Source organism: Streptomyces sp. YIM S03343 (assembly GCF_054729195.1).
The window spans coordinates 4,064,995-4,079,687 of sequence record NZ_JBPUKX010000001.1; the positions used below are offsets into that span (position 1 = coordinate 4,064,995).

The 14,693-nt window shown below is 72.6% G+C and carries 12 protein-coding genes; 2 read left to right on the top strand and 10 right to left on the bottom strand.

What is annotated here, in order from left to right; all coding sequences use genetic code 11:
• Nucleotides 1-146: 146 nt before the first annotated feature.
• From ACSYGN_RS17420 to ACSYGN_RS17440, 5 genes are all read right to left on the bottom strand, one after another.
• Nucleotides 147-884, bottom strand: coding sequence for an ABC transporter permease (locus ACSYGN_RS17420; protein WP_460396604.1), 738 nt, complete (start codon nt 882-884; stop codon nt 147-149).
• Entirely contained in the window at nt 881-1,768 is an 888-nt protein-coding gene (locus ACSYGN_RS17425) for an ABC transporter ATP-binding protein (protein WP_460396606.1), read from the bottom strand. Before ACSYGN_RS17425 ends, ACSYGN_RS17420 begins: the two co-directional genes overlap by 4 nt.
• Before the next feature lie 87 nt (nt 1,769-1,855).
• Complete coding sequence (locus tag ACSYGN_RS17430) at nt 1,856-2,770, bottom strand: class I SAM-dependent methyltransferase (protein ID WP_460396608.1); 915 nt, start codon at nt 2,768-2,770, stop codon at nt 1,856-1,858.
• A 41-nt stretch (nt 2,771-2,811) separates the two neighbouring features.
• Nucleotides 2,812-3,345, bottom strand: coding sequence for an EamA/RhaT family transporter (locus tag ACSYGN_RS17435; RefSeq protein ID WP_460396610.1), 534 nt, complete (start codon nt 3,343-3,345; stop codon nt 2,812-2,814).
• A 63-nt stretch (nt 3,346-3,408) separates the two neighbouring features.
• On the bottom strand, nt 3,409-3,747 hold the full coding sequence (locus ACSYGN_RS17440) for an SH3 domain-containing protein (RefSeq protein ID WP_460396612.1): 339 nt from the start codon (nt 3,745-3,747) through the stop codon (nt 3,409-3,411).
• Nucleotides 3,748-3,949: 202 nt separating this feature from the next.
• On the opposite strand from ACSYGN_RS17440, the gene ACSYGN_RS17445 reads away from it, so the two are divergent.
• Nucleotides 3,950-6,076 (top strand): serine/threonine-protein kinase, encoded by a 2,127-nt coding sequence (locus tag ACSYGN_RS17445; protein ID WP_460396614.1) that lies wholly within the window; start codon nt 3,950-3,952, stop codon nt 6,074-6,076.
• 143 nt (nt 6,077-6,219) lie between these two features.
• Here ACSYGN_RS17445 and ilvD read toward each other — a convergent pair whose 3' ends face one another.
• The 4 genes from ilvD to ACSYGN_RS17465 form a co-directional block, all read right to left on the bottom strand.
• Nucleotides 6,220-8,073 carry a dihydroxy-acid dehydratase gene (gene ilvD, locus ACSYGN_RS17450; RefSeq protein ID WP_460396616.1) on the bottom strand — a complete coding sequence of 618 codons (1,854 nt, stop codon included), beginning with the start codon at nt 8,071-8,073 and terminating at the stop codon, nt 6,220-6,222.
• A gap of 231 nt (nt 8,074-8,304) precedes the next feature.
• Nucleotides 8,305-8,910, bottom strand: a complete 606-nt coding sequence (locus tag ACSYGN_RS17455) for a TetR/AcrR family transcriptional regulator (RefSeq protein WP_460396618.1) — start codon at nt 8,908-8,910, stop codon at nt 8,305-8,307.
• Nucleotides 8,907-9,737, bottom strand: coding sequence for a sugar phosphate isomerase/epimerase family protein (locus ACSYGN_RS17460; RefSeq protein ID WP_460396621.1), 831 nt, complete (start codon nt 9,735-9,737; stop codon nt 8,907-8,909). The genes ACSYGN_RS17455 and ACSYGN_RS17460 overlap by 4 nt, the downstream gene beginning before the upstream one ends.
• 464 nt (nt 9,738-10,201) lie before the next feature.
• The gene (locus tag ACSYGN_RS17465) at nt 10,202-11,161 is read right to left on the bottom strand and encodes a Ppx/GppA family phosphatase (RefSeq protein ID WP_460396623.1); all 960 of its coding nucleotides are present in this window, start codon (nt 11,159-11,161) and stop codon (nt 10,202-10,204) included.
• A gap of 84 nt (nt 11,162-11,245) precedes the next feature.
• Between ACSYGN_RS17465 and ACSYGN_RS17470 the strand changes: the two genes are divergently transcribed.
• Nucleotides 11,246-12,079, top strand: coding sequence for a hypothetical protein (locus tag ACSYGN_RS17470; RefSeq protein ID WP_460396625.1), 834 nt, complete (start codon nt 11,246-11,248; stop codon nt 12,077-12,079).
• A gap of 365 nt (nt 12,080-12,444) precedes the next feature.
• On the opposite strand, the gene ACSYGN_RS17475 is transcribed toward ACSYGN_RS17470, so the two are convergent.
• A complete protein-coding gene (locus ACSYGN_RS17475) occupies nt 12,445-14,178 on the bottom strand; it encodes a BACON domain-containing protein (RefSeq protein WP_460396627.1) in 1,734 nt (577 codons plus the stop codon).
• Nucleotides 14,179-14,693: the final 515 nt, after the last annotated feature.

The window sequence follows — 14,693 nt, forward strand, 5'->3', positions numbered from 1 at the left end:
CGTCGTCCGGATTCATCCTTTCACCGGGCGGTGCCGGGCGGGCGCCCTGTCCGGAGGGCGGACGGGTCGGATGCGGGCGATGCGGGCGATGGCGGGCCGTGGCGGATATATGGCGGGCGGCCGGGTGGTCCGTAAGGCCGTCGGCGTCATGCCGTCCTGCGGCGCAGGGTCGCCGCGCCCAGGCTCAGGACCAGTACGGCACAGCCCGCCACGATGAGGACGTCCCTGACGAAGGTGGTCGTCACCTCCGTGTGGCGCAGCACCTCGTTCATGCCTTCGACGGCGTACGACATCGGGAGCGCATCGGAGATGCCTTCGAGGATGGGATGCATGTTGGCGCGCGGCGTGAGCAGGCCGCACAGCAGGAGCTGGGGGAAGATCACCGCGGGCATGAACTGGACCGCCTGGAACTCGGAGGCCGCGAAGGCCGAGACGAAGAGTCCGAGGGCCGTGCCGAGGAGGGCGTCGAGCAGGGCGATGAGGAGGAGCAGCCAGGGGCTGCCGATCACATCGAGGCCGAGGACCCAGAGGGCGAGGCCGGTGGCGAGGGCGGACTGGAGGACGGCGAGGGCGCCGAAGGCCAGCGCGTAGCCGCCGATCAGGTCGCCTTTGCCGAGGGGCATGGCGAGGAGCCGTTCGAGGGTGCCGGAGGTGCGTTCGCGCAGGGTGGCGATGGACGTCACCAGGAACATCGTGATCAGCGGGAAGATGCCGAGCAGCGATGCGCCGATGTTGTCGAAGATCAGCGGGCTGCCGTCGTAGACGTAGCGGAGCAGGACGAGCATCAGGCACGGGACCAGGAGCAGCAGGGCGATGGTCCGGGGGTCGTGGCGGAGCTGGCGCAGTACGCGGGCCGCGGTGGCGAGGGTGCGGGAGGCGTTCATCGGACGGTCTCCTTGCGGTCGCCGGTCCCGGTCCCGGTCCCGGTCCCGGTCCCGGTCTCGGTCTCGGTTCCGGAGGTGTGCTCGGTTCCGGTCGTGGTGGGGGCCGAGGCTGCGGCGGCCGCCTCGTCGACGAGGTGGAGGAAGGCTGCTTCGACGGTCTCGGAGCCGGTGCGGGTGCGCAGCGCGTCCGGGGTGTCGTCGGCGAGGATCTCGCCCTCGCGCATGAGCAGCAGCCGGTGGCAGCGCTCGGCCTCGTCCATGACGTGGGAGGAGACGAGCAGGGTGGCGCCGCGGTCGGAGGCGAGGGAGTGGAAGAGGTTCCACAGGTCGCGGCGCAGCACGGGGTCGAGGCCGACGGTGGGCTCGTCGAGGACCAGCAGCTCGGGACTGCCGAGCAGTGCGACCGCGAGAGAGACCCGGCTGCGCTGGCCGCCGGAGAGGTTGCCGGCGAGGGAGTCGGCGTGGGAGGTGAGGTCGACGTCGGCGATGGCGCGGACGACGTTCTCGTGGCGGCGTGCGGCGGCGGCGCGGCCAGGGTCGAGGATCGCCGCGAAGTAGGCGAGGTTCTGGTGGATCGTCAGGTCGTCGTAGACGGACGGGTCCTGGGTGACGTAGCCGATCCGGGAGCGCAGGGCGGCGTCGCCCGCGGGGAGGCCGAGTACGTCGAGGGTTCCGGTGACCTTGGCCTGGGTGCCGACGATCGCACGCATCAGGGTGGTCTTGCCGCAGCCGGAGGGGCCGAGCAGGCCGGTGACCTGGCCGTGCGGCACGGTGAAGTCGAGGCCCCTGAGGACCTGGCGGGTGCCGCGCACGACACGCAGCCCAGCGGCCCGGACAGCGGGGGCCGCCTCGGGGGCGGTCCGGTCGGGCAAGTAATTCATCATGTGATGAATAATGCTCCGGGCAGGGGGGTGCGTCAAGTGCCGAGGGGCTCTGCTCGGGGACTGCTGTGGAGGTGGCCATGAGCGTGACTACGTCCGTGCGGGCGCCGTTGTCGGCGCGGGTGCCGACGCCGGTTCGGGTGCCGGTTCGGGTGCCGGAGCGACGAGGAGTTCCGTGTCGTAGGCCTCCTCGACCGTGCCGTCCGGGAAGCGGCCGAGGAGGCGGGCGCGCTCCTCGGTGAGGAAGGCCGTGCGGGCCCGCTCCTCCTGGACCAGGAAGATCGAGTGGCTGCCGATGTTGGCGAGGTGGGTGTCCATCGGCACCCGGCGGCTCCAGCGGATCCGGCGGCGGGTGAAGCGGAAACCGTGGGTGCGGCCCGTCCGGACGGCGCGGGCTCCACTGCCTTCACGCCCTACGGCAGGATGGGCTCCGAAGTGGCGTCTGATGCGCTCGTTCTGCTCGGCGATCCACGCCACGCCCTCGGCATCGGTGTTCCACCACAGCGCCAGCGCCCCGCCCGGCCGCAGCACCCGGGCCGCCTCCGGGAAGGAGCGGGCGGGGTCGGTCCAGTGCCAGGACTGGGCGTAGGTGACGAGGTCGGCGCAGTCGTCGGCCAGGGGGAGGGCGTCGCCGGTGCCGCGTACGACCGGGATGGCCGGGAGCGTGGCGCGGAACTCGGCCGCCATGCCGTCGCCGGGTTCCACCGCGATCACCTCGGCGCCGCGGGCTTTGAGCAGGGCGGTCGCGATGCCGGTACCGGCGCCCACGTCCACCGCACGGGCGCCGGAGAGGGGGCGTGCGGTGAGTTCCTCGATCGCATCTAGGAGCGCGGGCGGGTAGGAGGGGCGGTTGGCCGCGTACTGTGCCGCGGCCGCGTCGAAGGAACGGGCGCGGGCGGCGCGGGCGGCGTCGACGGTCCGGGAGGGGTCTGCGGCCCGGGAGGGATCGACGGTCCGGGAGGGATCGGCGGCCCGGGAGGGGTACGGCTGTGAGGAGACGCTCATACGGCCATGGTGGCCGGGCATGCTCTACGGCGGGAGGGCCCTCAGCCGCGGCGGCGCTTCTTGGCCGGGTTGCCCGACCGGCGTTCGTACTGCTTGCGTGCCGTCTCGTACTCCGCGCGCTGGAGCTTCTCGCCCGGGGCCTCGACCAGGGAGCGGACGAAGTACGCGGCGAGCGTGCCGACGAAGCCGATGGCCAGCAGGCCGCGCATGTTCGCCGTACGGTCCGCGTCCGGGCGCTTGCCGAACCCTTCCCAGCTGTGGCCGAACGCCAGCGCGCTGCAGACGGCGAACATCACGACGACCAGGATGTTCACGAAGGCGCCGACGCCGGCGATCTCCAGACCCTGGTAGGCGAACCGGAGCACCAGAGCGGACACGATCACCGCGGCGAGCGAGCCGGCGGACACGCCGACGCGGCGCAGGAGGTAGCCGTCGTCGTGCGCCACCCAGGTGGTGCCGAAGAAACGCAGGGGCTCGGGCCGGGGCCCGCCACCGGCGGGGGCGGCCTTGGAGCCCGCAGGGGTGTCCGGAGAGCCCGCGGGGGTGTCCGGGGTGCCGATCTCGTCTCTGCTCACGCGACGATTATGGCGCCGATTCCGGACGGTCCTTCTCCGCGGGCTCCTGGAGCGACTGTGAGATCAGCCGCAGCGGCTGGCCACGTAGCCGTCGGCCCCCGTGTGGACATAGGTGTCCGAGACGAACTCCCCGTTGCTGATGTTGTCCCAGATGTTCGAGGTGCCGTAGTAACCGGACACCGTCGTCCCCGGGGTCTGGCAGTAGATCGGCACGGACGCACCCTCGGCGAGGGTGCGGACGAGGCTGTAGCCCGTGCCGGGACCGCTGCGGACATTGAGACGGACGCCGGGCGCGACCGCGTAGTAGTGCAGCGCGGTGGCCGTCGCCGCGACGGCGTCCTTCGCGTCCGCGTTCGCGACGCTCTCGACGCCCTCGGTCTCCTCGGTGTGGTCGACAGACATGAAAAACCTCCCCCGTCGGACCCCATGAATGTCATGGGGTCCCGGTGATTCCCATAGAACGCGCCATGAAACACAGCGAGACACAGCGCAACACAGCGTTCGATTTGCACTCGGAGGCTAGCAAGCCTCCTACGTCTCGTACGACTCTTCGACTAGGCTCCGATGCGTCGCGCGCGCGGACGAACAGCACGGGGGTGGTTCCATGGCGCCACACAGGGACGCCGGAGCGGGCGCGGAAGCGGAACTTCCCGAGTACGCCGGTCACTACCGACTTGAGGAGAGCCTCGGATCGGGCGGGATGGGTGTCGTACACCTGGCCCGCAGCACCTCGGGCCTGAAGCTCGCGGTGAAGGTCGTACACGCCGCCTACGCCAAGGACCCCGAGTTCAGAGGGCGGTTCCGGCAGGAGGTGGCGGCGGCCCGCAGGGTGAGCGGGGCGTTCACCGCACCCGTCGTCGACGCCGATCCCGATGCCGAGCGGCCCTGGATGGCCACCCTGTTCATCCCCGGCCCCACGCTCTCCGACCATGTGAAGCGGAACGGAGCCATGGACGCCGCCCAGTTGCGCCGGCTGATGGCCGGGCTCGCGGAGGCGCTGCGCGACATCCATCGCGTGGGAGTGGTCCACCGGGATCTGAAGCCGAGCAATGTGCTGCTGGCCGAGGACGGTCCGAAGGTCATCGACTTCGGTATCTCCCGGCCGAAGGACAGTGAGTTGCGCACGGAGACCGGGAAGCTGATCGGCACACCGCCGTTCATGGCGCCCGAGCAGTTCCGGCGGCCCCGGGAGGTCGGACCGGCCGCGGACATCTTCGCGCTCGGTTCCGTACTGGTGCACGCGGCCACCGGACGCGGGCCGTTCGACTCCGACAGCCCGTATGTCGTCGCCTACCAGGTCGTGCACGACGAGCCCGACCTCACCGGTCTGCCCGACGGTCTCGCCCCGCTGGTGCGGAGCTGTCTGGCCAAGGAGCCCGAGGACCGGCCCACCCCGGACGAGCTGATGCGCGAACTCCGGTCGGTGGCGGCCTCGTACGACACGCAGGCGTTCATACCGACGCAGCGGACCGGTGGCGGCCGGCTGCCGGAGCCGGTCGTTGCGGAGCCGGTCGACGCCGGAAAGCCCAAACGGCGGCGCGCCGTCACCCTGGGGAAACGGCCGCGGCTGCGCCGAGCGGCCCTCGCGGCGGGCGCGTTCGGCCTCGTGGCGGGCGGCGGACTGGCCGGGGTGCTGCTGTCCGGGGGCGACGAGCCGCGCGCCACCCCGACGACGCCCCCTGCCGCACCGGCCGCCTTCCAGGCGTGGGAGGCGCGGCCCGCCGCGGGCAGCAAGGGCGTCCCGCAGTGCTCCTATGGTGCAGGAACGTTGCTCTGCGCCCAGTCGGACGTGCTGTTCGCCCTCGATCCGTCCGACGGCTCCTTGCTGTGGCGGCGTTCCGTGGCCAAGACACGCTGGAGCGGGCCGCCCGTCGTGTCGGGCGGTCTCGTGCAACCCCTCTCGGACAGCGGGCGACACCTCGAAGCCCTCGATCCCGCGACGGGCAAGCCCCACTGGCAGCGGACCGTGCCCGCGTACAGCGGGGTGCAGCGGGCCGGCGGCATGCTGCTGCTCTCCGGCGCCGACGGAACCGTCACCGCCGTGGCCGACGCGACGGGGCGAACGGCATGGCACAAACGCGTACCGGGCCACACGTCACCGCGGTTCGCCTGGTTCGGCGGGAGCACACCCGCCTACGCGACCACAGTGTCCACCGACGGATCGAGCACGCGGGTCACGGCGGTGGACCCCGGCACCGGGGCCGTGCGATGGGACGCGCGTCTGAAGGGGACCCTGGAGCCGATCGCCTCGCGCGACGGGTCCGTCGACTTCCTCTCCCTGGACACCGGGTTCGGGTATGCCGACGCCGTCGTGCGCTACAGCCCGGCGTCCGGCGCGACGCACCGCGTGGCACTGCCCGTCGTACGGGAGGACGCGCAGGCCACCGTGGCAGGGAACGTCGTCTACATCCTGGCCGCCGCCGGTTCGCTGGAAGCGGTCGACCTCGACTCGGGCAAGCGGCGGTGGCACCTGGAGACCTCCGTGAGCCGGGGTTCGGCGCCGGTCGTCGCGGACGGTCATGTGTATGTCTCCGCCGCCGACGGACGCCTTCTCGCCGCCGACGCCGGCTCGGGGAAGCTCGTCGGGCAGACCCCGGCGCGGCTGGGGGCGGACTCCGGCGAGGTCGTGGCGGTCCTGCCCCACCCCGTCGCCGCCCACGGGCACATCTACGGCGCCGCCCCCGACGGCACCGTCTTCGCCGTCGACGGGCGCGATCCGTCCGCCTGGTAGCGGCGCAATCCGTCCGCCTGGTACCGCGCGCCGGGTGCCTTCCGCCCGCTGCACCGCATCGCACGCGCGACGGCGCCGGACCCGCCTCCTGGGTGGAAGGCGGGTCCGGCGCCGTCGGCGGCAGGGTCAGCCCGGCGGCAGGTTCAGCCCAGCTTGGTCACGTCGCGGACCGCGCCCTTGTCGGCGCTGGTGGCCATCGCGGCGTAGGCGCGCAGCGCGGCGGAGATCTTGCGGTCGCGGGCGCGGGGGGCGTACGCCCCGTCGAGCACCTGCTCGCGGCGGGCGAGCTCGGTGTCGTCGACGAGGAGGTCGATCGTGCGGTTCGGGATGTCGATGCGGATGCGGTCGCCGTCCTCGACCAGGGCGATCGTGCCGCCCGACGCGGCCTCCGGGGAGGCGTGGCCGATGGAGAGGCCGGAGGTGCCGCCGGAGAAACGGCCGTCGGTGATCAGCGCGCAGCTCTTGCCGAGGCCGCGGCCCTTGAGGAAGGACGTCGGGTAGAGCATCTCCTGCATACCGGGGCCGCCCCTGGGGCCCTCGTAGCGGATGACCACGACGTCGCCGGTGGTGATCTGCTTGGCGAGGATCTTTTCGACGGCCTCTTCCTGCGACTCGCAGACGACCGCCGGGCCCTCGAAGGTCCAGATGGACTCGTCGACACCGGCGGTCTTCACCACGCAGCCGTCGACGGCGAGGTTGCCCTTGAGGACGGCCAGGCCGCCGTCCTTGGAGTACGCGTGCTCGGCGCTGCGGATGCAGCCGCCCTCCGCGTCGTCGTCGAGGGCCTCCCAGCGCTCGCACTGGGAGAACGCCTGCGCCGAGCGGACACAGCCGGGCGCCGCGTGCCACAGCTCGACGGCCTCCGGGGAGGGCGAGCCGGCGCGCACGTCCCAGGTCTTCAGCCAGTCCGCGAGGGACGGGCTGTGGACGGCGTGCACGTCCTCGTTGAGCAGGCCCGCCCGGTGCAGTTCGCCGAGGAGGGCGGGGATGCCGCCCGCGCGGTGCACGTCCTCCATGTAGTACGTGCGGTTCTTGGCGACGTTGGGGGCCACCTTCGCCAGGCACGGCACCCGCCGGGACACCGCGTCGATCTGCTCCAGGCCGAACGGGACACCCGCCTCCTGGGCGGCGGCCAGCAGGTGCAGGATCGTGTTCGTGGAGCCGCCCATCGCGATGTCGAGCGCCATGGCGTTCTCGAACGCCGCGAAGGTCGCGACGGAGCGCGGCAGGACCGAGTCGTCGTCCTGGTCGTAGTAGCGGCGGGTGATGTCCATGACCGTGCGGGCCGCGTCGGTGTACAGCTGCTTACGGGCCGTGTGGGTGGCGAGGACCGAGCCGTTGCCGGGGAGGGACAGGCCGATGGCCTCCGTGAGGCAGTTCATCGAGTTGGCGGTGAACATGCCGGAACAGCTGCCGCAGGTCGGGCAGGCGTTCTCCTCGATACGGAGGATGTCCTCGTCGGAGATCTTGTCGTTCACGGCGTCGGAGATCGCGTCGACCAGGTCGAGCGTACGGACCGTGCCGTCGACCAGGGTGGCCCGTCCGGCCTCCATCGGGCCGCCGGAGACGAACACCGCCGGGATGTTCAGGCGCAGGGCGGCCAGCAGCATGCCCGGGGTGATCTTGTCGCAGTTGGAGATGCAGACCAGGGCGTCGGCGCAGTGCGCCTCGACCATGTACTCGACCGAGTCGGCGATCAGATCGCGGGAGGGCAGGCTGTAGAGCATGCCGCCGTGGCCCATGGCGATGCCGTCGTCCACGGCGATCGTGTTGAACTCGCGCGGGATGCCACCGGCCTCGGTGATCGCCTCGCTGACGATCCTGCCGACCGGCTGGAGGTGGGTGTGGCCCGGCACGAACTCGGTGAAGCTGTTGGCGACGGCGATGACGGGCTTCCGGCCGATGTCCGCACCGGGTACACCGGAGGCGCGCATCAGGGCGCGGGCGCCCGCCATGTTGCGGCCGTGAGTGACTGTGCGGGACCTCAGCTCGGGCATCGTCGCTCGCTCCTTCGGGGACGTCCGTCAGCCCGTCCACCGTCCGGCGTGCCTTCCGGCCGGACAGGCGCTCTTTCGGTGACGGTCGTCGAGGGCTGGTGAGACTTCTGACTCTGTGACTCTTGCCGAGCGTACGCCGGACATCCAGGGGGCGGGACGGTGTGTCCGGAATGCGGGACGGGTGTCTCGCTCGGGTGTCTCGCTCGGGAGGCCGTACGCCTACGTCGTCCGTCAGGGGCCGGTCAGATGCTGCTGGACCACCGGTGCCACCCTCGCGATGATCTCCTCCGGGTCCACCGAGGCCAGCGGTTCCACCTTGATCACGTACCGCAGCATCGCGCACCCCACGAGCTGCGCCGCCGCCAGTTCGCAGCGCAGTTCCGCGTCCGGCAGGGCCAGCTTGCCCGCGATACGGCGCAGCAGCTGGCTGACGATCAGCCGCCGGAAGACGGTGGCCGCGGCGTCGTTGTTCACCGCCGAGCGCACGATCGCCAGCACCGGGGCGCGGGTCACCGGGTTCTCCCAGACGCCGAAGATGAACCGGGCGAGCCGTTCGCCGACCTCGCTCAGCGGGGCGTCGATGACGGCGTTCGGCGCGTCGAGGGCGGGTGCGAACGCGAGGGCGATGGCCGCCTCGAAGACCTGGTCCTTGGTGCCGAAGTAGTGGTGCACCAGGGCCGAGTCCACCCCGGCGGCCTTGGCGATGCCCCGTACCGAGGTCTGCTCGTAGCCGCGCTTGGAGAACTCCTCGCGGGCCACCGCCAGGATGCGGTCACGGGTGTCGGTGGACTCCGTGCGCGGGGGACGGCCCCGGCGCCGGGCCGTGGCGCCGGTCACCGCCGGTGCGCCTTGAGCGGGGAGGCCAGATGCAGCCGGGTGAAGGCCAGGGCCTCCGCCAGGTCCGCCTCGCGCTCGGCGCTGGACATCGCGCGGCGCGTGTTGACCTCGATGACGACATGGCCGTCGAAACCGGTGAGCGCCAGGCGCTCCAGCAGTTCGGCGCAGGGCTGATTGCCGCGGCCGGGGACCAGGTGCTCGTCCTTGGCGGAGCCGGAGCCGTCGCCCAGGTGGACATGGCCCAGGCGCTCGGCCATACGGTCGACCAGCTGGATGGCGTCGGTGCGGGACGTCGCGGCGTGGCTGAGGTCGATCGTGAAGTGCCGGTAGTCGTCCTTGGTGACGTCCCAGTCGGGGGCGTACGCCAGCATCTCGCGGTCGCGGTATCGCCAGGGGTACATGTTTTCCACCGCGAACCGTACGTCCGTCTCGTTCGCCATCCGCCAGATCCCGGCCACGAAGTCACGCGCGTACTGGCGCTGCCAGCGGAAGGGCGGGTGCACGACGACCGTGCTCGCGCCGAGCTTCTCGGCGGCCGCCTGGGCGCGCTGGAGCTTGGTCCACGGGTCGGTGGACCAGACGCGCTGGGTGATGAGCAGGCAGGGGGCGTGCACGGCGAGGATCGGGATGCGGTGGTAGTCGCTGAGTCTGCGCAGGGCCTCGATGTCCTGGCTGACGGGGTCCGTCCACACCATCACCTCCACGCCGTCGTAGCCGAGGCGTGCGGCGATCTCGAAGGCCGTCGCCGTCGACTCCGGGTAGACGGAGGCCGTCGACAGGGCGACCTTCGCATCCGGGATGCGGACCACGTCCCTTGGTTCTGCCACGGGGGCAAGGGTACGGGGTGGGTTGGCGGGCGTGGGGGGTCCCTCCGGGGGTTGTGGCGATTTGCATGGCTTTGCCCGATGGGCGGATCAGCTTCGCTGGGGTCGCCCAGGGGGCGGGGTTCAGCCCCGCTGGGGTCGCCCAGGGGGCGGGGTTCGGTTCGGCACCGCTGGGCTTGCGCCGCGGAGCAGGTGCGGGTTGTTCGTGGCTGGTCGCGCCCACTCGGCGGAGCCGCCTATCGGCACAGCCCCGCGCCCCTTTGGGGGGGTTGTGCGGGGGTCTGCTGTATTGCCCTGGTGCGTTCAGGGCTCGCCGCGGGATGCCCTCAGGCCGTGCGCGTTGTGGGTGGCTGGTCGCGCCCACGCGGCGGAGCCGCCTATCGGCACGGCCCCGCGCCCCCTTTGGGGGCGCTGGTGTGGCCCCCCGCTCCGGGAACCGACCCCCCTGCTTCCCCGTGAGGGCGGTTTCAGGAGGCTCTCGCGGTGTGGTGGTTCAGTTGGTTGTCCATGTGGTCCAGGCGGCGGAGGATGACGCCCTCTCGCAGAGCCCAGGGGCAGACCTCCAGGGCCTCGACGCCGAAGAGGTCCATCGCGCCCTCTGCGACCAGGGCGCCGGCGACCAGCTGGCCGGAGCGGCCCTCGGAGACGCCGGGGAGTTCGGCGCGCTGGGCCGAGGTCATGCCGGCGATGCGGGGGACCCAGGACTCCAGGGACCCGCGCTTCAGCTCGCGCTGGACGTAGAGGCCGTCGGCGGAGCGGGCCGCGCCGGTGATACGGGCCAGCTGGCGGAAGGTCTTGGAGGTGGCGACCACATGGTCGGGGGCGCCGAAGCGGCTGAACTCACCCACTGTGCGCGCGATCTGGGCGCGGACATGGCGGCGCAGCGCGCGGATGTCGTTCGGGTCGGGCGGGTCGCCTGGCAGCCAGCCCGCCGTGAGCCGCCCCGCCCCGAGCGGCAGCGACACCGCGGCGTCGGGCTCCTCGTCGATGCCGTACGCGATCTCCAGCGAGCCGCCGCCGATGTCCAGGACCAGGAGCTTTCCGGCCGACCAGCCGAACCAGCGGCGTACGGCGAGGAAGGTGAGACGGGCTTCCTCGGCACCGGTGAGGACCTGGAGCTCGACGCCGGTCTCGTCCCGTACGCGCGCGAGGACGTCGTCGGCGTTGCTGGCCTCGCGCACGGCGGAGGTCGCGAAGGGCAGGACGTCCTCCACGCCCTTGTCCTCGGCGGCCTGGAGGGCGTCCTTGATCACGGCGATCAGCCGGTCCACGCCGTCCGCCCCTATCGACCCGTCCGCCTCGAGAAGCTGGGCCAGGCGCAGCTCCGCCTTGTGCGAGTGAGCGGGCAGCGGACGCGCGCCCGGGTGCGCATCCACGACCAGCAGATGCACCGTGTTCGATCCCACGTCGAGGACACCGAGTCTCATGAACGGAACGCTACTGCCACCAGCGCCTTCGGCTGTCCCCTCGAGCGGTGCCGGAAGACACATCCGGCGGCATACCCTTGATCCGTGCCAAAGACGAAAAAGGCGAAGAAGGCGAAGAACGGCAAATCCTCCCCAGAGATCGTCGGGGCCGCCGCAGAGGCTCCCAAGGGCGACGAGAAGGGGCTGGACTTCGCGCGCGCATGGGTGGAATTCCCTGATCCGGCGGACGAAGAGCAGGTCTTCCGGTGCGATCTGACCTGGCTGACATCCCGCTGGAACTGCATCTTCGGCCGCGGCTGCCAGGGCATCCACGAGGGGCGCGCGGACGACGGCTGCTGCACGCTGGGCGCGCACTTCTCCGACGAGGACGACGAGAAGCGCGTCGCCGGGCATGTGGCCAGGCTCACGCCGGAGATCTGGCAGCACCACGACGAGGGCATGGAGCACGGCTGGGTCTCGGAGGACGAGGAGGGCTCCCGGCAGACCCGCCCCTATCAGGGCTCCTGCATCTTCCAGAACCGCCCCGGGTTCGCGGGGGGCGCGGGCTGCTCGCTGCACATCCTGGCGCTGCAGGAGGGGCGCGAGCCGCTGGAGACCAAGCCTGACGTCTGCTGGCAGCTGCCGATCCGCCGCACCTACGACTGGATCGACCGCCCCGACGACACGCGCGTGCTCCAGGTGTCCATCGGTGAGTACGACCGCCGGGGCTGGGGTCCCGGCGGCCACGATCTGCACTGGTGGTGCACGTCGGCGACGTCGGCGCACGGTTCGGGAGAGCCGGTGTACGTCTCCTACCGGGCCGAGCTGACCGAGCTGATGGGCAAGGCCGGCTACGACCGGCTGGCCGAACTGTGCGAGGCACGGCTGGCGGCCCAGCTACCGCTGCTGGCACCGCATCCGGCGGATCCGGTCGGCTGACACCGCGCGCATCCGGCGGATCTGGTCGGCTGACATCCCGCGCTTCCGCCCGCGCCTGCGCCCGCGGATCGATCTCGTCTGTCGGCCCCGGCTGGGCACGGTCGCCGACCCGTCGTCCAGCGTCGCCGGGGCCGGGTCGGTGGCTGTGCCGCGCGGTGGGCGTGCCGTGGCTGCCGGGCGGCGGGGGCGGGTGCGGGGGCGGGGGCGGGCGAAGGTGCCCGGTCCGGCGGATGCGCCGCCTTCGCCGCTGCTGGCGCCACATCCGGTGCATCCCCGTCGGCTGGCATCAGCGGAACCCCTGAGCGCGCAGACGCGCGGATCCCCTCGGCCGGCCCCCGGCCGGGCACGGTCGCCGACCCTCCGACCTACGGCGTCGCCGGAGCCGGGTCGGTGGCGGAGCCGCCTGGTGGGGGTGGCGGGTCCGGTGGGGTGGTCGGGGTCGGGTCGGTGGGGGTGGGCTGCGAGGTGGGGGAGGTGGGAGAGCCGCCCGGTGCGGGGTCGGAGGGTGCGGACGGGGTGGGGGTCGGGTCGGGGTCGGGGGAGGGTGGGTCGGCGGGTCTGCCGGGGTGCGGGTCGGCAGGGGCGGGCGCGGCGCCGTAGCCGTCGATCGTGACGACGGCGCCCACGGGTGCGATCGCCACCTGTGCGCTCCAGTGGCCGGACGGCTCGCGCAGATGGTCCACGTACACCTTGATCGTCAACGATTCGCCCGGTGCCAGGGTTCCCGACGAGCGGCTGAGGTACAGCCAGGAGGCGCGGGTCGTCGCCGACCAGCGCACCGGGTCCGGTCCTGACGCGGTCAGCGTGATGAGCGTGGTCGTGCCGCTGTTCTCGGCATGCACCTCCAGATGCCCGGCGCCCTTGCGGCCCGCGCCCGCGACGCTGAGAACCTCGACAGACACGTCGGACCCGTGGTGCCCGCCGGTGCCGGGGCCGGGGCCCGCATGCGCGTTCCCCGCGTTCTGGTAGCCGTGGCCGCCCGCCTCCCCGTCGGCGCCGGTGTCGTGCGCGCCGCTGGTACCGGGTGCGCGCCCGTCGGCGCCCCCTTCGAGCGGTGCGCCCCGGTAGGCGGCCCACAGGGCGAACACCGGGGCGGCGACGACGGTGGCGACGACGGTCGTGGTGACGGCACGCGCGCGCAGCCGTTCCCGTCGTGCGGCGCGGTCCTTGGGGTCCATGGGGAAGCCGCGCCGGTCGAAGCGCGGCGCGGCGGCACCCCGCGCGCGCGGGTGGTGCGTCAGCGCCGTGTGCAGGTCCGCGCGAGGTGCCGCCAGGACGGGCAGTTCGGCGGGCGTGACGGTGGCGCCCGGCCAGCGGCCGGGGACGGCGCGCTCGGCGGTGCGGCGGCAGCGGGGGCAGCCGTCGACGTGCCGGACCAGTTCATGGCGCAGGGCGGTGCTGAGGACCAGTTGGTTGTCGCCGGTGAGCAGGGCGACGCCGGGGCAGGTGCCGGTCTCCACGACGGCGAGGGCGGCGCGCGTGCGTTCCACCTCACAGGCGGCGGCGGCGAGCAGCTCGCGCGCGGCGATGCGGTCCATGCCGAGCACCGCGGCGACCTCGTGGGCGGCGAGCCGGTGGCGTACGGCGAGTTCGAGCGCCTCGCGCTGCTCCGGGCTGGTACCGGCGGCCTCCGGCCAGGCCAGCAGGGCGAGTTCGCGGCGGCGGCGCTGCCGGGCCTCCTCGGAGACCGGCGCGGCATCGGCCTCCCGGGCGGCGGCTCCCGGTGCCGCGACGGCGGACCTCGCCACGGCGCCGCGGCCCGCGGCATGGCTGCCTTGACGTTTCTGTTTGGCCTCGGTGAGCTTGCGGAGACACGCCCAGCGCGCGAGGGCGTACAGCCAGGCCCTGCGGTCGTCTGCGGCCTCGGGGCCGCGGCGGGCGCGCCGCTCGGCGAGGGCGAGGACGTCACCGACGGCCGCGGTGGCCGCGTCATGGTCGCACAGCACCGACAGGCAGTACGTGAACAGACCGTCCAGATACGGCTCGTAGCGCGCGGGTGGGGACTGCGCCAGCGTGCGCGCCGCGGCGCGGTCACGTGCCTCCCGGTGCGCTCGGTGTACGCCGGTGGTGCGGGTCGAGATCTCCGGGCTGGTGCTCATCACCCGTGCGACCGTAAGGGCCGCAGGACGACCTGTTCCTCCACCTTGAGCACATTTAATCCTTACGGGTGAAACGATCCCTCATAAGGGGACACTAAACCCCGACTCAGCGCCCGATCACGCCACAAACCCCCCTATACCCATGCCCCCGAAAGACACCCGTCCCTACCACCCCACCCCCGCCAGGACCACGGCGCACCAACGGCGGACACCACCCGTTTCCCACGCCCCCGGCCCACGCCCACGCGCGCGTGCCGGTGTACTGCGGGGCTTCGGCCGGTTCTTCGGCTGCGGGTACGTCGTGGCGTGTCGCGCAGTTCCCCGCGCCCCTTGGGGTGTTTCCCCTCGGTTCTTCGGGCTGCGGGTGCGTCGTGGTTCGTCGCGCAGTTCCCCCCGCCCCTGACCGCGGGGCACCGCGCTGCGGCCCCGGCCCGGCTCACGGACCGCCCCATGCCGTGGCCGACATCACCCGCGTCCCGCTCCGACGCGCCGCCCACGCCACCACCGCTCCGACG